The organism is Rhizobium moroccans (genome assembly GCF_057559155.1).
Genome location: NZ_JBHFJG010000010.1, coordinates 67,921 through 84,909, shown reverse-complemented (window position 1 = coordinate 84,909; position 16,989 = coordinate 67,921). Strand labels below are relative to the sequence as shown.

At 62.8% G+C, this 16,989-nt stretch carries 16 protein-coding genes; 9 read left to right on the top strand and 7 right to left on the bottom strand.

Translation table 11 applies throughout. The features are described 5' to 3' along the window. Nucleotides 1-29: 29 nt before the first annotated feature. Nucleotides 30-548 carry a winged helix DNA-binding protein gene (locus tag ACE04I_RS07770; protein WP_487206909.1) on the top strand — a complete coding sequence of 173 codons (519 nt, stop codon included), beginning with the start codon at nucleotides 30-32 and terminating at the stop codon, nucleotides 546-548. Nucleotides 549-554: 6 nt separating this feature from the next. Here the strand turns inward: ACE04I_RS07770 and ACE04I_RS07765 are convergent, their stop codons facing one another. Then, a complete protein-coding gene (locus tag ACE04I_RS07765; protein WP_487206908.1) occupies nucleotides 555-1,379 on the bottom strand; it encodes an alpha/beta hydrolase in 825 nt (274 codons plus the stop codon). 238 nt (nucleotides 1,380-1,617) lie between these two features. Here ACE04I_RS07765 and ACE04I_RS07760 point away from each other — a divergent pair, with 238 nt between their 5' ends. From ACE04I_RS07760 to ACE04I_RS07735, 6 genes are all read left to right on the top strand, one after another. After that, nucleotides 1,618-3,243, top strand: coding sequence for an AMP-binding protein (locus tag ACE04I_RS07760; protein WP_487206907.1), 1,626 nt, complete (start codon nucleotides 1,618-1,620; stop codon nucleotides 3,241-3,243). A 97-nt stretch (nucleotides 3,244-3,340) separates the two neighbouring features. Further along, nucleotides 3,341-4,477: an ABC transporter substrate-binding protein gene (locus ACE04I_RS07755; RefSeq protein ID WP_046793821.1), complete on the top strand. Its 1,137-nt coding sequence runs from the start codon at nucleotides 3,341-3,343 to the stop codon at nucleotides 4,475-4,477. A 9-nt stretch (nucleotides 4,478-4,486) separates the two neighbouring features. Further along, nucleotides 4,487-5,410, top strand: coding sequence for a branched-chain amino acid ABC transporter permease (locus ACE04I_RS07750; RefSeq protein ID WP_487206906.1), 924 nt, complete (start codon nucleotides 4,487-4,489; stop codon nucleotides 5,408-5,410). 7 nt (nucleotides 5,411-5,417) lie between these two features. Continuing rightward, nucleotides 5,418-6,392, top strand: a complete 975-nt coding sequence (locus ACE04I_RS07745) for a branched-chain amino acid ABC transporter permease (RefSeq protein ID WP_487206968.1) — start codon at nucleotides 5,418-5,420, stop codon at nucleotides 6,390-6,392. A gap of 4 nt (nucleotides 6,393-6,396) precedes the next feature. Then, the gene (locus ACE04I_RS07740; RefSeq protein ID WP_487206967.1) at nucleotides 6,397-7,146 is read left to right on the top strand and encodes an ABC transporter ATP-binding protein; all 750 of its coding nucleotides are present in this window, start codon (nucleotides 6,397-6,399) and stop codon (nucleotides 7,144-7,146) included. After that, nucleotides 7,146-7,829 (top strand): branched-chain amino acid ABC transporter ATP-binding protein, encoded by a 684-nt coding sequence (locus ACE04I_RS07735; protein ID WP_170986283.1) that lies wholly within the window; start codon nucleotides 7,146-7,148, stop codon nucleotides 7,827-7,829. The genes ACE04I_RS07740 and ACE04I_RS07735 overlap by 1 nt, the downstream gene beginning before the upstream one ends. Here the strand turns inward: ACE04I_RS07735 and ACE04I_RS07730 are convergent. The 6 genes from ACE04I_RS07730 to ACE04I_RS07705 are packed head-to-tail and all read right to left on the bottom strand — an operon-like array spanning nucleotide 7,814 to nucleotide 15,323. Then, nucleotides 7,814-9,787 carry a 3-hydroxyacyl-CoA dehydrogenase NAD-binding domain-containing protein gene (locus ACE04I_RS07730; protein ID WP_487206905.1) on the bottom strand — a complete coding sequence of 658 codons (1,974 nt, stop codon included), beginning with the start codon at nucleotides 9,785-9,787 and terminating at the stop codon, nucleotides 7,814-7,816. The two genes, ACE04I_RS07735 and ACE04I_RS07730, sit on opposite strands and share 16 nt — an antisense overlap. A 4-nt stretch (nucleotides 9,788-9,791) precedes the next feature. Continuing rightward, nucleotides 9,792-10,187: a RidA family protein gene (locus tag ACE04I_RS07725; protein ID WP_046793823.1), complete on the bottom strand. Its 396-nt coding sequence runs from the start codon at nucleotides 10,185-10,187 to the stop codon at nucleotides 9,792-9,794. Then, on the bottom strand, nucleotides 10,180-11,370 hold the full coding sequence (locus ACE04I_RS07720) for an acyl-CoA dehydrogenase family protein (protein WP_487206904.1): 1,191 nt from the start codon (nucleotides 11,368-11,370) through the stop codon (nucleotides 10,180-10,182). Before ACE04I_RS07720 ends, ACE04I_RS07725 begins: the two co-directional genes overlap by 8 nt. Then, the gene (locus ACE04I_RS07715) at nucleotides 11,370-12,215 is read right to left on the bottom strand and encodes an enoyl-CoA hydratase family protein (RefSeq protein WP_487206903.1); all 846 of its coding nucleotides are present in this window, start codon (nucleotides 12,213-12,215) and stop codon (nucleotides 11,370-11,372) included. Before ACE04I_RS07715 ends, ACE04I_RS07720 begins: the two co-directional genes overlap by 1 nt. Beyond that, nucleotides 12,212-13,003 (bottom strand): SDR family NAD(P)-dependent oxidoreductase, encoded by a 792-nt coding sequence (locus tag ACE04I_RS07710; protein ID WP_487206902.1) that lies wholly within the window; start codon nucleotides 13,001-13,003, stop codon nucleotides 12,212-12,214. The genes ACE04I_RS07715 and ACE04I_RS07710 overlap by 4 nt, the downstream gene beginning before the upstream one ends. Nucleotides 13,004-13,013: 10 nt before the next feature. Next, the gene (locus ACE04I_RS07705; protein WP_487206901.1) at nucleotides 13,014-15,323 is read right to left on the bottom strand and encodes a bifunctional salicylyl-CoA 5-hydroxylase/oxidoreductase; all 2,310 of its coding nucleotides are present in this window, start codon (nucleotides 15,321-15,323) and stop codon (nucleotides 13,014-13,016) included. A 200-nt stretch (nucleotides 15,324-15,523) separates the two neighbouring features. Here ACE04I_RS07705 and ACE04I_RS07700 point away from each other — a divergent pair, with 200 nt between their 5' ends. Together ACE04I_RS07700 and ACE04I_RS07695 are read left to right on the top strand one after the other, a co-directional pair. After that, nucleotides 15,524-16,003, top strand: a complete 480-nt coding sequence (locus ACE04I_RS07700; protein WP_046794300.1) for a MarR family winged helix-turn-helix transcriptional regulator — start codon at nucleotides 15,524-15,526, stop codon at nucleotides 16,001-16,003. 29 nt (nucleotides 16,004-16,032) lie between these two features. Then, nucleotides 16,033-16,962, top strand: a complete 930-nt coding sequence (locus tag ACE04I_RS07695; RefSeq protein ID WP_487206900.1) for a glutaminase — start codon at nucleotides 16,033-16,035, stop codon at nucleotides 16,960-16,962. Nucleotides 16,963-16,989: the final 27 nt, after the last annotated feature.

Below are 16,989 nucleotides of genomic sequence, written 5' to 3'. Positions count from 1 at the left end.
GGCGCCCTCGTTTTTCCGGGAGGAGAGTCATGTCGTCGAAGGATCAGTTCGGGCCGATCGTGTCCTCGGGACATCTGGCGAGCGGCGCATTGCCGGCTCTTTCCGAGATCGAGTTCGGGCTTATCATGTTGAACCATGCCTTCAGCCGCTGGATGGTGCGGTGCATGGCCGCCTCTGGCGTGCCGGACCTCTCTCCGGTGGATATCCTCGTGCTCCACAATATCAACAGCCGCAACAAGCCCAAGACGCTCGCCGATATCTGCCTCGTGCTGAATATCGAGGACACCCATGTCGTGACCTACGCCCTGAAAAAGCTCGAGCGCCTGAAGCTCATCAAGTCCGGCCGGCGCGGCAAGGAAAAGCTGGTCAGCGTCACGGAGGCGGGCGCCGACGCCTGCGCCCGATACAAATCATTGCGCGAGGCATTGCTCGTCCGCTCGGTGCTCGCGACCGAGGTCTCCGCCGAGAGCCTTTCGGAAGTCGCCGCCCGGCTCAGGGCGCTCTCCGGCCATTACGACCAGGCCGCCCGCGCCGCCGCTTCGCTTTGAGGCACTTCAGGATAGCAGGGCGCCCACTATCGGGTGGCGCGGATCGGCCAGGCCATCGACGATGGTGAAGTGATGCTTATCGGGCTCCTCGACATAATCCGTCTCGGCACCCAGTCCTTTCCAGATATTGGCAAGAAGAGCGCTTTGCCGGATAAACTCCGAGCGCTCGGCTCCGCCGACCCAACAGGTGAGCCGGACGCCGGACAGCGGCTCGAGAAGCGCCGGGCTTTCCCGCCAGGCTTCCTGCCGGTCGATCCTCAGGCTCTTGTTCATGCCGGTGTGTATAAGCGGCCTCAGATCGTGCAGGCCCGATAGCGAAACCGTCTTGACGATGCGTTCCAGCACCGGTTCGGCAAGCGGCGAGGTCGTCGATATCATCCGCGTCACCAGCTGTCCGCCCGCCGAATGGCCGATGAGGCGGATCGGCCCGCCCACGATGGCCGAAGCCTCGGAAATCGCGGCGCCGATTTCGGCGGTGATGCCGGAAATGCGGATATCCGGACAGAGCGTATAGGAAGGCATCGCGACCGCATAACCATGTTCCACCGGCCCGCGCGCCAGATGAGATAGATAGCCCCGGTCGAGCCTCAGCCAGAAACCGCCATGCACGAAGACGACGAGGCCGACGGGATCGCCGATCGGAAGGAAGAGGTCGAGGCGGTTGCGCTCTCCTGGGCCGTAGGCGATGTCGAGCCTGGCCCGCCCGGTATCCATCAGCACGTCGCGATAATGCCGCGCGGGCTCCACCCAGAGCCCCGGCCAGCGCTCCCCGCCGGGGATGTTCGGACCGTTGGCATAGGCATCGTTCCAGTCGGTTATGCGGTGGCGCATGCCTGCTACTCCTCGTCTTCTTCCGCAGGCATACTGGCACCGCAGCACGCTCGACGGAAGGCGCGAAGTGCTGAAAACCGCCGCTTCGAAAATTATTACAAACTTAAAATTTCTCTCTTGCCAGACGCGGAAGGCGGTGCAATTCTCACCAAAAAGGCGAAAAGCCGCGCGCGATCGGGCCCGAGGAGGCAAAGCCTCCCACCGGCCGACCGCATCAGAACGAGTGGGAACATGGACGATGCTGGGACCGACAGGCCATCTGGATTCATTTGCGCGCGACAATCTTCCGCCGGCGGATCAGTGGCCTGAACTCAAGCTTGATGGCTTCGACTATCCCGAATGGCTGAATGCCGCAGTCGAGCTCACCGACCGAATGGTCGAGCGAGGCTTCGGGGACCATACGGCGCTGATCGGCAATGGTCGCCGCCGCACCTACAAGGAGCTTTCCGACTGGACGAGCCGCATCGCGCGGGCGCTTGTCGAGGATTACGGCCTGAAGCCCGGAAACCGCGTGCTCATCCGTTCGGCCAACAATCCCGCCATGGTCGCCTGCTGGCTCGCGGCGACAAAGGCAGGCGCGGTGGTGGTCAACACAATGCCTATGCTGCGCGCCGGGGAGCTGAGCAAGATCATAGACAAGGCCGAAGTCTCCATGGCGCTTTGCGACACGCGGCTGATGGACGAACTGGTCGCGACCGCCAAGGAAAGCACCTTCCTGAAGCAGGTCATCGGCTTCGATGGCACCGCCAATCATGACGCTGAACTTGACCGTGCCGCATTGAACAAGCCGGTCCGCTTCGATGCGGTGAAGACCGGCCGGGACGACGTGGCGCTGCTCGGCTTTACCTCCGGCTCCACGGGCGTGCCGAAGGCCACCATGCATTTCCATCGCGATATTCTGGTCATCGCCGACGCCTATGCCAAGGAAGTGCTGAACGTCACGCCGGAGGATGTCTTCGTTGGCTCGCCGCCGCTTGCCTTTACGTTCGGGCTTGGCGGGCTGGCGATCTTTCCCTTGCGCTTCGGCGCGGCTGCCACGCTCCTGGAACAGGCGACGCCTCCGAAGATGATCGAGATCATCGAGACCTACAAGGCGACAATCAGCTTCACCGCACCTACCGCCTATCGCGCCATGCTCGCCGCTTTGGACCAAGGCGCCGATCTCTCCTCGCTCCGCATCGCCGTTTCCGCCGGAGAGACCTTGCCGGCACCTGTCTTCGAGGAATGGACGCGCAAGACCGGCAAGCCGATCCTCGATGGAATCGGCTCCACCGAGATGCTGCACATCTTCATCTCCAACCATCTCGGCGATGCGAAACCCGCCTGCACCGGCAGGCCGATCAAGGGCTTTGAGGCGAAGATAGTCGATGACGACATGAATGAGATACCGGTCGGCACGATAGGGCGGCTTGCCGTCAGGGGACCGATCGGCTGCCGCTATCTCGCCGACGAGCGGCAGAAGGATTATGTCTGCGACGGTTGGAACCTGACCGGCGATTCCTTCGCCCAGGACGAGGACGGCTATTTCCATTTCGCTGCCCGCTCCGACGACATGATCGTTTCGGCCGGTTACAATATCGCCGGCCCGGAGGTGGAGGCAGCACTTCTCAAGCACGAGGCCGTACTGGAATGTGCGGTGATCGGGGCGCCGGACGCCGAAAGGGGCACGATCGTTCAGGCGCATGTCGTGCTGGCCGATCCTTCCGCTGCCTGCGATGCGCTGGTGAAGCTTTTACAGGAACATGTGAAGAGCGTGATTGCACCCTACAAGTATCCGCGGTCGATTGTCTTCACCGATGCATTGCCCAAGACGGAATCGGGAAAGATCCAGCGGTTTAGGCTGAAACAGGCCGCAAGAGCCTGAAAGCCTGAGAATAAAAACATCTTCGCGGTATCGAGATGGTGGAAGTTTCGCAGCGAGTGTGAATTATGGGAACAATAAAACAACTGGGAGCCATAAAATGAATAAAAGTCTTGCTGCGGCCACGCTGGCCTTGAGCCTCGGGGTCTCCGGCCTTGCCATGGCCGAACCGCTGAAGATCGGCATGATCACCACGCTTTCAGGTGGCGGCGCCGGGCTCGGCATCGATACCCGTGACGGTTTCATGCTGGCGATCAAGAATTCCGGAAACAAGGAGATCGAGGTCGTCACCGAGGACGATGCGCAGAAGCCGGAACTGGCCGTGCAGATCGCCGATAAGATGATCCAGAGCGACGAGGTGGACATCCTGACCGGCATCGTCTGGTCGAACCTTCTGATGGCCGTGGCTCCGAGCGCGGTGGCCCAGGGCAAGCTCTACGTCTCCACCAATGCCGCGCCGGCCGCACTTGCCGGCGAGAAGTGCAACCCGCTTTATTTCAACGCCGCCTACCAGAACGACAATCTTCACGAAGCCATGGGCGAATACGCCAACAAGGGCTACAAGAAGATGTTCATCATGGCGCCGAACTATCCCGCGGGTAAGGACTCGCTCACCGGCTTCAAGCGCTATTACAAGGGCGAAGTCGCAGCAGAGGTCTACACCCAGGTAGGGCAGACGGATTATGCCGCCGAGATCGCCCAGATGCGCGCTTCCGGCGCCGACGGCATCTTCATCTTTCTGCCCGGCGGCATGGGCATCGCCTTCATGAAACAGTTCGCCCAATCGGGCGTCGATATTCCGGTCATGGGCCCGGGCTTCTCCTTCAGCCAGGACGTGCTGCCGGCGATCGGCGATGCGGCGCTGGGCGTCAAGGCATCCGGCCAGTGGGCTCCGGACTTCGACAATCCGGCGAGCAAGAAGTTCCTGACGGATTTCCAGAAGGAATATAACCGCCTGCCGTCGATCTATGCCGTCCAGGCCTATGACGCGGCGCAGCTCATCCTGTCGGCGGCTGGCAAGGCGGACGTCAAGGATACCGATGCGTTCCGCGCCGAACTTCTGAAAGCCGACATCCAATCGCCGCGTGGAAACTTCAAGTTCAACACCAACCAGCATCCGATCCAGGACATCTATGTCACGGAAGTGGTGAAGGATGGCGATGTGCTCACCAACAAGACGGTGGAGAAGATCTTCACCGATCATGGCGATGCCTATGCCAAAGACTGCAAGATGTAAGGTCTGCTTGTGACCCTTGCTCTTGCTCTCGAGCAGTTGCTGAACGGCCTTCAGCTCGGCGTCATGTTGTTTCTCATGGCTGCCGGGCTGACGCTGATCTTCGGCGTCATGGGCCTGATCAATCTTGCACACGGCTCGCTCTATATGGTCGGCGCTTTCGCCTGCGCCGCGGTGGCGGCCGCGACCGGCTCCTTCTGGATCGGTCTCGTCGCCAGCCTGATTGCCGCGGCCGCCGCCGGCGCGCTCGTCGAACTTCTCGTCATACGCAGGCTCTACGACCGCGACCACCTGGATCAGGTGCTTGCCACCTTCGCCTTGATCCTGATTTTTTCCGAAGGCATGCGCTGGCTCTTCGGCTCTTTCCCGCTCTATCTCGATATTCCGCCCATTCTGGGCGGCGCTGTCATGTTGCCAGGTGGGTTGCAGTATCCGGTCTATCGCCTGGCGATCATCGCTGCCGGGGCGCTGGTCGCCTTCGGGCTCTACATGCTGATCTCAAGGACGCGTCTCGGGATGCGCATCCGCGCCGGCGAAAGCGATCGGGAGATGATCGGCGCGCTCGGCGTCGATATCCGCACACTTTATACGGTGGTCTTCGCGCTCGGCGCCGCGCTCGCAGGACTTGCCGGCGCCATGGTCGGCGCGCTGCAATCGGTGCAGGTCGGCATGGGCGAGCCGGTGCTCATCCTCGCCTTCGTGGTGATCGTCATCGGCGGCATTGGGTCGATCAAGGGAGCGCTTTTCGGCGCGCTGCTGGTCGGCGTCACCGATACGATGGGCCGATTCCTGCTGCCGCAACTGCTGGCGCTTTTCGTGCCGCCGGCGCAGGCGGGAATGATCGGCGGTGCGGTGGCCTCCATGCTCATCTATATCGTGATGGCCTTGATCCTGGCGGTGAAGCCGCGCGGCCTCTTCCCGGCGGCGCATGCGTGAGGCCATGATGATATCACGCGAAAACCTCATCAACTTGATTCTGGCTGCGCTTCTGCTGGCGGTGCCGCTCGCCGCCTATGCTTCTGGTGAGCAGTTCTACATCACGCTCGCGACTCGCATCGCCATCCTGGCGCTCGCCGCCACCGGCCTCAATCTGGCGCTGGGTTTGGGCGGTCTCGTATCCTTCGGCCACGCGGCCTTCTTCGGCATCGGCGGCTATGCGGCGGGCATTCTGGCGACCCATGGCTTTTCGGGCGATCCATTGCTCCTCGGCTTGTCCGGTACCAATCAGATGCCGGTGATCTGGCTTGTGGCGGTTCTTGCTGCGAGCTTTGTCGGATTGGTGATCGGCGCGATCAGCCTTCGCACATCCGGCATCTATTTCATCATGATCACGCTCGCTTTCGCGCAGATGGTCTATTATTTCGCGATCTCCTGGCCGGCCTATGGCGGGGAAGACGGGCTGTCCATCCTCGTCCGCAATCAGTTTGCGGGCGTCAACACCATGCGGCCGCTGAACTTCTTCCTGATCTGCTACGTGACCCTCCTGGTCGCGCTCGGCCTCTTTTCGCTGATCCGGGGCTCGCGCTTCGGTTCGGCTCTACAGGCTGCGCGGCAGAACGAGGTGCGGGTGGCGACCGTCGGCATCGCGCCCTTCCGCATCCGGCTGACGGCTTTCGCGATCTCGGCGGGGATCACCGGGCTTGCCGGCGCGCTATTTGCCGATCTCAACCGCTTCGTCAGCCCCTCCATGCTGTCCTGGCACATGTCGGGGGAGTTGATCGTGCTCATCATTCTTGGTGGCGTCGGCCGCTTGTTCGGTCCGGTCGCCGGCGCCATGCTCTATGTCATCTTCGAGTATGCGCTGGGCGGCGTCACCGAGCGCTGGCAGTTCTTCCTTGGGCTGATCCTGCTCGGCGTCGTGCTGTTTGCCCGCGGCGGCTTGCTGGGGTTGCTGGCCGGGAGGGCCAAGCATGGTTGAAGTCATGGCTGATCCGGTTCTTGAAATTTCCGGCCTCGTCAAAAGCTTCGGCGCGTTGAGGGCGACCGATGGCGTGTCGCTTGATCTTCGCCCCGGCGAGATTCATGCGCTGATCGGCCCGAACGGCGCGGGCAAGTCCACCCTCATTCACCAGATCTGCGGCACGCTGCGCCAGGATGCCGGTACTATCCGTTTTGCCGGTCAGGATATCGGCGGTCTTTCGGTTGCTGAGCGTGCCCGGTTGGGTCTCGGTCGCACGTTCCAGGTTTCCTCGCTGGCGCCGGAATTTTCCGCGCTCCGCAACGTCATGTTGGCGGTGCAGGCGAGGGAAGGTTCAAGCTTCCGCTTCTTCAAGCCGGTAATGCGCGATGCTTCGCTCATTGCTACAGCCATTGCCATGCTGGAGCGTGTGAGCCTTGCGGAACGGGCACGCGTGCCCGCGGGCGAACTTTCCCATGGTGAGCGTCGGCAACTCGAAATCGCCATTGCTCTAGCCTTGCAGGCAAAGGCCTTCCTGCTCGACGAGCCGATGGCGGGCATGGGGCCAGAGGGTTCGAAGTCGCTCACCCGCTTTCTGGATGTGTTGCGGCACGAGGCGCCGATCCTGCTGGTGGAGCACGACATGGACGCGGTCTTCGCGCTCGCCGATCGGATTTCAGTGCTTGTCTACGGACGTATCATCGCGACCGGCACGGTGGAGGAGATCCGCCGCGACCCGGCCGTGCGCACCGCCTATCTCGGAGATCACGCCTGATGCTGCTCGATGTCGAGAAGATCGAAGCCTTCTATGGAGCGAGCCAGGCGCTTTTCGGTGTCGATCTTTCCCTAAACGAAGGCGAGGCCGTGGCTCTGATGGGCCGCAACGGCATGGGCAAGACGACGACCATCCGCGCCATCTGCAACCTCACGCCGCCGCGTGCGGGTGCGGTGAAGCTCGGCGGCGTGGATACGAAGGGCAAGCCGCCGCATCAGGTGGCGAAACTCGGCATCGGCCTCGTGCCGGAAGGCCGGCGTTGTTTCCCGAACCTGACGGTCCACGAAAACCTCGTGGCTGCCGCCCGGCCGGGAGAATGGACGCTCGCCCGCGTCAACGAGCTCTTTCCGAGGCTTGCGGAACGGCACGCCCAGATGGCCCGCTCGCTCTCAGGCGGTGAGCAGCAGATGCTGGCGATCGGGCGTGCCCTGATGACCAATCCGCGCCTCCTCATTCTCGACGAGGCGACCGAGGGACTGGCGCCGGTCATTCGGCAAGACATCTGGAAGGCGATCCGCAAGCTGAAGGCAGAAGGGCTTTCGATCCTGGTGGTGGACAAGACGCTTTCCGAGCTGCTGCCGGTTGCTGATCGCTGCACTATCCTCGAAAACGGCCGGAGCGTCTGGCAGGGCACTCCGGGCGAGCTTACCGCCGACCTGCAGGACCGTTATCTCGGCGTCTGAGCCTTCGCGAACATCGGCCCGCCCTTGTGGGCAGGAAAGCCGTAGCCGTTTATCATCACCAGATCGATATCGCTTGCCCGCGCGGCAATGCCCTCGGCAAGCAGTAGCTCTCCCTCGGATGCCATGGCACTCAGAAGCCGACTAATGATTTCTTCGGAGGAAAACTGGCGGGATGTGATGCTCTTCGCCGCACGGCAGGCTTCGATGATCGCCGTCACCTCCGGATCGGTCGTGCGCTGGCCATCCGGATAGGCATACCAGCCGCGCCCCGCCTTCTGGCCGAGACGCCCGGCTTCGCAGAGCCGGTCGGCGATCTCGACGTAGCGCTCCTTGCGATCTCGGCTGGCGGCAAAGCGCTTGCGCCGCGCCCAGGCGATTTCAAGACCGGCCATGTCATAGACAGCGAAGAGTCCCATGGGAAAGCCGTAGCCTTCCAGTGCCGCGTCGATTTCATGCGGCAGGGCCCCATCTTCAAGCAGGAATTCCGCCTCTCTTCGGTATGCCGAGAAGATGCGGTTTCCGATGAAGCCTTCCGTCACGCCGGTGACGACCGGCAGCTTGCGCAGCTTCTTGGCGACGGCAAGCCCGGTCGCCAGCACGTTCGGTGCGGTCCTGCCACAGCGCACCACTTCCAGCAGTCGCATGACATGGGCGGGTGAGAAGAAATGCAGGCCGAGTACGCGTCCGGGGTGAGCGGTCGCGGCTGCGATTTCGTCAGGGTTCAGATAGCTCGTATTCGTCGCCAATACTGCATCGGGGCGGACGACGCGGTCGAGCCGCCGGAAGAAATCCGTTTTGACGGCGAGGTCATCGAATACGGCTTCGATCACGAGGTCGCATGGGGCGAGGTCTTGATCTGCTGCGGTGATCGAGAGGCGGGCAACCTGCTCCGCAAAGCCGGCTTCATCGATGCGCCCGGAGGCTTTCGCCCGCTCCAGCAGACCGATGATGCGCTGGCGGCCTGTTTCTGCGGCTTCTTCGGTCTGATCGAGGCCGATCACGGTATAACCAGCGCCGAGCGCCGCGACAGCGATCCCGCTGCCCATCAGCCCGAGGCCGCAAATGCCGATTACCTTGACCGGGCGAGGCTCGACGCCTTCCAAGCCCGGCACCTTGGCGGCCTCACGCTCCGCGAAAAATACATGCCGCAACGCTGCGGCCTCCTGGCCGTCACGCAACGCCAGAAAGGTGGCGCGCTCGTCCGCAAGGCCTTCAGCAAAGGGACGCGCTACGGAGGTGACAAGCCGGATCGCCTCGGCGGGGGCCCGCTGCCCGCGCGCCTTGGCGAGAATTTTGGCCGAAAGCTTTTCCACGGCGGCCGGATCGGCGGGAGAAACGGGAAGTTGGCTTGTCCGTCGCAATGGACTGCCGGCAAGTTCGAAGGTGACGGCGACGGCGGCCTTGGTCAGATCAGTGTCCACAACGTCATCGACTATACCGAGGGAAAGGGCCTCGTGTGCCTTCACCGATCGTCCGGAGGCGATAAGGTCGAGCGCGGCGGGAATACCGATGAGGCGCGGCAGGCGTTGCGTGCCTCCGGCGCCGGGGACGATGCCGAGCTTCACCTCCGGCAGGCCCATTTGTGCGAGCGGCGAGGCGATGCGATGGTGGCAGGCGAGCGCCACTTCCAATCCCCCGCCGAGCGCTGACCCGTTGATCGCGGCGACGACCGGCTTCGACAGCGCCTCCAGGGCCTCGATCACCCTTGGCAGAGTGGGCTCCACCGGTGCCTGGCCAAATTCCCGGATATCGGCGCCGCCGATGAAGGTCTTGGCCGCCCCCGTCAGCACGACGCCGCGAATGTCGATCGCTTCCTCGGCATGGGCCAGCGCCTTGGCAAGCCCACCGCGGACATCGGCCGACGCGGCATTGACCGGCGGATTGTCGATGGTGACGACGAGCACGCCTTGCCGAACTTCGCCCGAGACGCCGGTGGAGAAATCGGTCTGTTCTCCCATCGTCTCACTCCGGAACGACGGCAATTGCCTGGATTTCGATCTTGGCGCGATCTTCCACCAGCGCTAGAACCTGCATCGCCGCCATGGCGGGAAAGTGCCGCCCCATCACCTCGCGGTAGACTTTACCTATGCCCTTGAGGTTTTCGACGTACTCCGACTTATCCGTGAAGTACCAGGTCATGGAGGTCACGTGTTCGGGCCGCGCACCGGCTTCAGCGAGCACAGCCACGACGTTCTTCAGGGTCTGACGCACCTGTTCCACGAAATCGTCGGTTTCGAAACGGCACTGGCCGTTCCAGCCGATCTGCCCGCCGACGTAGATCTGGCGTCCCCTTGCCGCAACGCCGTTGGCATAGCCCACCGGTTTCGCCCAGCTCTCCGGCTGCAGGATGTCATGCATGTCTTGTCTCCGGCTTCAGGAGCTCGCGGGCAATGATGAGTTTCTGGACTTCGGTCGCACCCTCGTAGATGCGCAGCGCCCGGATCTCGCGATAAAGTTTCTCGGTGATCTCACCGCTCTTCACGCCGCGTCCGCCGAAAATCTGTACGGCACGGTCGATGACGCTCTGGGCGGTCTCAGTGGCCGCCATCTTGGCCATGGCGGCTTCCTTGGTGGTCGGCAGCCCCTGCACGTCGCGACGCCAGGCAGCGCGATAGGTTAGAAGCGCTGCGGCATCGATCCCCGTAGCCATGTCGCCGAAGGCTGCCTGGGTGAGTTGCAGGTCGGCAAGATGGACGTCGAACATCGGCCGGGCTTTGGCATGAACAAGGGCTTCGTCGAGCGCACGCTTGGCAAAGCCGAGCGCTGCTGCCGCGACGGAAGCGCGAAAGATGTCGAGCGTCCGCATGGCGATCTTGAAGCCCTCGCCGGGGCTGCCGAGCAGACGCGAGGCGGGGATGCGGCAATTCTCGAAGCGGATCGTCGCGAGCGGGTGTGGGGCGATCACCTCGATCCGCTCGGCGATGGAAAAACCCGGATCATCGGCGAAGACGACAAAGGCGGAGATGCCGCGCGTGCCCGGCGCCTCGCCGGTACGGGCAAAGACCGTATAGACATCTGCGATGCCGCCATTGGAAATCCAGGTCTTCTCGCCATCGAGAACGTAGTGGCTTCCTTGCCTGCGGGCGGCACAGGCCATGGCGGCGACATCCGAGCCGGCCTCCTTTTCCGAGAGCGCGAAGGCGGAGAGCCATTCTCCCGAGCGTGCTTTGGGCAGCACCCTGCGCCGCAGTTCCTCCGTTCCCGAAAGCCCGATTGCGCCGGTGCCGAGGCCCTGCATGGCGAAGGCGAAGTCGGCGAGCCCGTCATGCCAGGCAAGCGTTTCGCGCGTCAAGCAGGCGGCGCGGCTGTCGATTGGCGTTTCTCCGCCCGCGCCCGTTGCGGCATCGAGGAGGCCGGCTTCGCCAAGCGTGCGGACGATCCTGCGGCAGGCCACATCCACGTCCGAGTGGTCGATACTGGAAAGTGCGCCAGAGGCAGCAAAGCGGTCGAGTCTTTCTGCAAGCGCGTGATGGCCTGCATCGAAGAAGGGCCAAGCGAGGAAATTGCGATCAGGCCCTTTGAGCATGGTCGAGGAGGCCATCAGTCGCCCTCGAATGTCGGTTTGCGTTTTTCGGCAAAAGCCTCAAAAGCGCGGCGGAAGTCCTTGGTCGCCATGCAGATCGCCTGGGCCTGGGCTTCCGCTTCGATCATCTCGTCGATGCCCATCGCCCATTCCTGATTCAGCATGGTCTTGGTCATCGTATGGGCGAACCATGGGCCGTCCGCCAGCGAATGGGCGAGTTTCAGCGCTTCGGCTTCGAGGCTGCCCACGGCATGCAGCGCGTTGTAGAAGCCCCAGGCTTGGCCCTCCTCGGCACTCATCGAGCGGCCGGTGAAGAGAAGTTCGGCGGCGCGCCCTTGGCCGATGATACGCGGGAGAATTCCGCAGGCGCCCATGTCCGCTCCGGCAAGCCCGACGCGGGTGAAAAGGAAGGCAGTTTTCGCTTCCGGCGTCGCCAGTCGCATGTCCGACGCCATGGCAAGGATCGCGCCCGCACCCGCACAGATGCCGTCGACGGCCGCGATGATCGGCTGGGGGCATTTGCGCATGGCCTTGACGAGCTCGCCGGTCATCCGCGTGAACGCAAGAAGGTCCGGCATCGCCATCTTCGTCAGCGGCTCGATGATCTCGAAGACATCGCCGCCGGACGAGAAATTGCCGCCAGCGCCGGCAAGCACCACGGCCCTGATGTCCGAGGCATGGGCGAGATCACGGAACAGATCGCGAAGTTCCGCATAGCTCTCGAAGGTCAGCGGGTTCTTTCGCTCTGGCCGGTTCAGCCGAATGGTCGCCACGCGCCCGTCCTCGCTTGCCTGCCAGAGGAAATGCCTGGCCTGGTAATCCTTGAAGGGGCGCAGATGCCCCGCCATCGAAGCATCGCTCATCCTGCCATTACCTCCCCGCCGGCGATCACGATCGCCTGACCGTTGATCGATGCCGCGGCCGGCGAGGCGAGCCAGAGTACGGCATCCGCGACTTCCTCCGGCCTGACGAGCCGCCCCTGCGGATTACCCTTCGTGAATTCCTGCATGGTTTCCTCGGCCGTGCGGCCCGTTTTCGCCATGATGGCGTCGATCGAACGGCCGACCAGGGGCGTATCCGTGAAACCTGGGCAGACTGCATTGACGGTTATGCCGGTCTTGGCGAGTTCCAGCGCCAGCGAGCGGGTGAGGCCGACGACCCCATGCTTTGCCGCGGTATAGGCCGAAACGTAAGGGTAACCCGTCAGTCCTGCCGTCGAGGCGATGTTGATGATCCGAGCCCCGGCGCCGTAAGCTCTGAGGTCCGGCAGGATGGCCTGGGTCACCAGGAAGACGCCGGTCAGATCGATGGCGAGCACTTGGTTCCAGATATCGATCGTAGTCCTCTCGAATGGAGCGCTCGGCGCTTCGCCGGCATTGTTGACGAGAATATCGACCGGGCCGAAGCTCGCATGGGCAGCCTTCAGCCCGTTGTCGATGGCGATATCGTCGGTTACGTCGAAACCATCGGCCACGCAGACCATGCCCGCCCCGAGCGTGCTCGCGAGTCTTTCCAGGGGTTCTGCCCGGCGGCCGGCAAGTGTCACGCGGGCGCCGGCCTCCACGAGCGCGGTTACGATTGCCGCGCCGATGCCTCCGCCGGCCCCGGTGACGAGAGCGTGACGATCGGCGAGTTTCCCGCTTGCAGTCATGGAAGCCTCCTCACTTCGCCGCCGCGCGGGCGAGATTGGTCTCGTATTGCAGCTTGCCGGAATAGTATTGCCTCGGCCAGGGAATATCCGTCAGCCCGATCTTTGCCGCCTCGTGCAGCACCCAGGCAGGGTCGGCAAGATGCGGGCGGGCGATTGCGCAGAGATCGGCGCGGCCGGCGGCGATGATCGAATTGGCATGATCCGCTTCCGAGATGGCGCCGACGGCGATGGTCGGGATGCCGATCTCGTTGCGGATCTTGTCGGAGAAAGGTGTCTGGAAGAGGCGTCCATAGACCGGCTTTTCTTCTTTCCATACCTGTCCGGACGAGCAATCGATCAGGTCGGCGCCGGCTTCCTTAAACATGCGGGCGAAGATCGCCGCATCTTCCGGCGTATTGCCGCCCGCAGACCAGTCGTGGCAGGAAAGGCGTACCGAGATGGGCTTGTCATCCGGCCAGACGGCGCGGATCGCCCGGAACACCTCCAGCGGATAGCGCGCCCGGTTCTCATGGCCGCCGCCATATTCGTCCTCGCGCAGGTTGGTGAGCGGCGAAAGGAAGCTCGACAGCAGGTAGCCATGGGCGCAATGCAGCTCCAACCAATCGGCACCCGTCGTGGCCGCAAGCTCGGTGGCGCGCACGAAATCCGCCTTCACCCGGTCCATGTCGGCATGGTCCATCGCCTTCGGTACCTGACTGTGCGGCAGATAGGGGGTGGCAGACGCCGAGAGAAGCGCCCAGCCGCCTTCCGGCAGAGGCTGGTCCATGCCTTCCCAGGCGACCTTGGTCGCACCCTTGCGGCCGGCATGACCGAGCTGGATGCCCACCTTGGCGGCACTGTTCTCATGTGCGAAATCCACGAAGCGCTTCCAGCGCTGAGCCTGCTCCTCGTTCCAGAGCCCCAGGCATCCGGGGGTAATGCGTGCGTCCGGTGAAACGCAGGTCATTTCGGCAAAGACGAGCCCCGCGCCTCCGAGTGCACGGGAGCCGAGATGAACGAGGTGGAAATCGTCCATCAGGCCGTCCTTGGCGGAATACATCGCCATGGGCGACATCACGATGCGGTTGGAAAGCTCCACGCCGCGCACCGCATAGGGCGTGAACATCGGCGGCAGCACGCGACCGTTCGTTTCGGTGTCGATTCCGCTCTGTCCGGCAAACCAGCGCTCATAGCCTTCCAGCCAGACCTTGTCGCGAAGCCTCAGGTTCTCGTGGCTGATGCGCTGCGAGCGGGTCAGCATGGAATACATGAACTGCTCCGGCGGCAGCGTATCCGCATAGCGGTGGCCCACCACCTCGAACCATTCCATGGCGTTGCGCGCAGCGTTCTGGATGCGGGCGACGTCGACGCGGCGGATTTCCTCATAGGTTTTGAGGACTGCCGGGATATTTTCCCTGTCGTGCCCCTGCAGGTCGAACTGGCGGGTAAGCTCGATGGCATCGTCGATCGCGAGCTTTGTACCGGAACCGATCGCGAAATGCGCGGTATGGGCGGCGTCACCCATCAGCACCACATGGGATTTTCCATTGTAATGGCTCCACCGGCCGCAGATCAGCCGGTTGAAGTTGAGCCAGGCGCTCCCTCGCAGATGCCGCGCATTGGTCATCAGCTCGGCGCCTTCCAGCACTTCCGTGAAGAGCTCCTCGCAGAAGTCGATCGAACCCTGCTGGTCCAGCTCGCCGAGGCCGTGCTTCTCATAGGCCTCTTCCGTGGTTTCCACGATGAAGGTCGAGGTTTTCTCGTCGAACTTGTAGATGTGCGCCTGGAACCAGCCATGCTCCGTCTTGCGGAAGTCGAAGGTGAAGGCATCGAAGAGCTTGCTTGTGCCAAGCCAGATATAGCGATTGGGGCGGACGAGAAGATCCGGCTCGAAGACCTCCCGATAACGGTTGCGGATCTTTGAACTGAAGCCGTCCGAAGCGATGATGAGGTCTGCATCCGGAAAGTCGAGGTCGCTCTCCGTCTCGGTCTCGAAGATGAGCTCGACTCCGAGCGCCTCGCAGCGGCGCTGCAGGATGTTGAGCAGCTTCTTGCGACCGATGCCGACGAAACCATGGCCGGTGGTTCGCTGGCGGGTGCCCTTGAAAAGCACCTCGATATCGTCCCAGTGGTTGAAGGCATCCTGGATTTCGGCAGCGCTCTCCGCATCCCAGGCCTGCATTGAGTCCATCGTCGCATCGGAGAAGACCACGCCCCAGCCGAAGGTGTCGTAAGGGCGGTTGCGCTCGACGACGGAAATGCGGTGCTCCGGATGCTGTTTCTTCATCAGCAGCGCGAAGTAGAGGCCGGCGGGGCCGCCGCCGATGCAGACGATGCGCATGAACCAAACTCCTCCGGACGATTCGCCACTGTTATTATTTTAAGTTTAAACTATATGGGTACGAGCCGGTGCGTCAAGAGCTTCCCGATACACCTGAAACGCCTTTGACATTTGAAATATCGGCCCGTAGTTCTGAGACAAGAGCGGAGGCTAAATTGGTGGAAACGGCAGAAGTGGAAACGGCAAGCGCCGATCTGGAGATGATCATCCATGGACGGAGCGGGCGGAACAAACCTGAGACCCGCCTATGGCTGCGCATGCTCTCAACCACCAAGCTGATTACCGCCGAAATCCGCCGCCGGCTGCGCGCCGAGTTCGGTGCCACGCTGCCGCAGTTCGACCTGATGGCGCAGCTCTATCGCGAGCCGGATGGCTTGCGGCTCGGTGAGCTTTCCAGGCGGACCATGGTGACGAACGGCAATGTCACCGGTCTCGTCGAGCGGCTGGAGGCAGACGGCTTCGTGCAGCGGGTCACGCCGGATGGCGACCGCCGCGTGACGGTCGCACGGCTGACGCCGGCCGGGACGGAGTTCTTCGAAACCATGGCGGCCGCTCACGAAGGCTGGCTGCGCGATATCATGGCGGATGTCGAACCCGCAGCGATTGCCGCGCTCTGGTCGGAAATCGGCGCGGTGAAGACATCCGCCAGCAATCACCTTTCCGGCGCTGCTTTCGAGTAGACGGAATTTCATCGAAATCAGGAGCGGATATGGCGGACCTTCAGGCCATCGTCGACGAGATTCACGAGAAGCTGACCCCGCGGCTCGGCGAAGGCAAGGTCGCCGATTATATTCCTCAGCTCGCGCGCATCGATCCGAAGAAGTTCGGCTTGGCCGTCATCGGCGTCGACGGTGAAGTTTACAAAACGGGCGACTGCGACGAACCTTTTTCGATCCAGAGCATATCCAAGGTCTTCACGCTGACGCTGGCGCTTGGCAAGCATGGCGAGACGACCTGGAACCGCGTCGGGCGCGAGCCTTCCGGCTCGGCCTTCAATTCGATCGTCCAGCTGGAGCACGAAGGAGGCAAGCCTCGCAATCCCTTCATCAATGCCGGGGCCATTGCGATCAGCGATCTTGTGCTGGCCGGCCACACGCCGCGCGAGGCGATCGGCGAGATTGTCCGCTTCGTGCAGTATCTGGCCGATGACGAGGCGATAGCGATCGATCCGGCGGTGGCGAAATCGGAGCAGGCGACAGGTTACCGCAACTTCGCACTTGCCAATTTCATGCGTTCCTTCGGAAAGCTCGATCATCCGGTAGAGCATGTGCTCGGCGTCTATTTCCACCATTGCGCGCTTGCCATGACCTGCACGCAGCTTGCCCGCTCGGGACTGTTTCTAGCGGCTGCGGGTTCAAACCCCCTGACCGGTCATACGGTCGTCTCCAAGAAGCGGGCGCGCCGTATCAACGCGCTGATGCTGACCTGCGGTCACTACGATGGGTCGGGGGATTTTGCCTATCGCGTCGGTCTTCCGGGAAAGAGCGGGGTCGGCGGCGGCATCCTGGCGGTAGCGCCGGGCAAGGCTTCGGTCGCAGTCTGGTCGCCGGGGCTCAATCACAACGGCAACTCGCTGATCGGCTCGCTTGCTTTAGAAATGCTGGCGGCAAAGACCGGCTGGTCCGTCTTCGGTCATTGAAATTTCCGTACGCAAGAGGGGGGGGGG

Bases quoted from the DNA above. Each gene is read 5' to 3' on its own strand.
- ACE04I_RS07755 (WP_046793821.1), top strand. From the start codon at position 3,341: ATGAATAAAAGTCTTGCTGCGGCCACGCTGGCCTTGAGCCTCGGGGTC.
- ACE04I_RS07745 (WP_487206968.1), top strand. From the start codon at position 5,418: ATGATATCACGCGAAAACCTCATCAACTTGATTCTGGCTGCGCTTCTG.
- ACE04I_RS07740 (WP_487206967.1), top strand. From the start codon at position 6,397: ATGGCTGATCCGGTTCTTGAAATTTCCGGCCTCGTCAAAAGCTTCGGC.
- ACE04I_RS07730 (WP_487206905.1), bottom strand. From the start codon at position 9,787: ATGGGAGAACAGACCGATTTCTCCACCGGCGTCTCGGGCGAAGTTCGG.
- ACE04I_RS07720 (WP_487206904.1), bottom strand. From the start codon at position 11,370: ATGGCCTCCTCGACCATGCTCAAAGGGCCTGATCGCAATTTCCTCGCT.
- ACE04I_RS07770 (WP_487206909.1), top strand. From the start codon at position 30: ATGTCGTCGAAGGATCAGTTCGGGCCGATCGTGTCCTCGGGACATCTG.
- ACE04I_RS07695 (WP_487206900.1), top strand. From the start codon at position 16,033: ATGGCGGACCTTCAGGCCATCGTCGACGAGATTCACGAGAAGCTGACC.
- ACE04I_RS07715 (WP_487206903.1), bottom strand. From the start codon at position 12,215: ATGAGCGATGCTTCGATGGCGGGGCATCTGCGCCCCTTCAAGGATTAC.
- ACE04I_RS07710 (WP_487206902.1), bottom strand. From the start codon at position 13,003: ATGACTGCAAGCGGGAAACTCGCCGATCGTCACGCTCTCGTCACCGGG.
- ACE04I_RS07725 (WP_046793823.1), bottom strand. From the start codon at position 10,187: ATGCATGACATCCTGCAGCCGGAGAGCTGGGCGAAACCGGTGGGCTAT.
- ACE04I_RS07765 (WP_487206908.1), bottom strand. From the start codon at position 1,379: ATGCGCCACCGCATAACCGACTGGAACGATGCCTATGCCAACGGTCCG.
- ACE04I_RS07760 (WP_487206907.1), top strand. From the start codon at position 1,618: ATGCTGGGACCGACAGGCCATCTGGATTCATTTGCGCGCGACAATCTT.
- ACE04I_RS07705 (WP_487206901.1), bottom strand. From the start codon at position 15,323: ATGCGCATCGTCTGCATCGGCGGCGGCCCCGCCGGCCTCTACTTCGCG.
- ACE04I_RS07700 (WP_046794300.1), top strand. From the start codon at position 15,524: ATGATCATCCATGGACGGAGCGGGCGGAACAAACCTGAGACCCGCCTA.
- ACE04I_RS07735 (WP_170986283.1), top strand. From the start codon at position 7,146: ATGCTGCTCGATGTCGAGAAGATCGAAGCCTTCTATGGAGCGAGCCAG.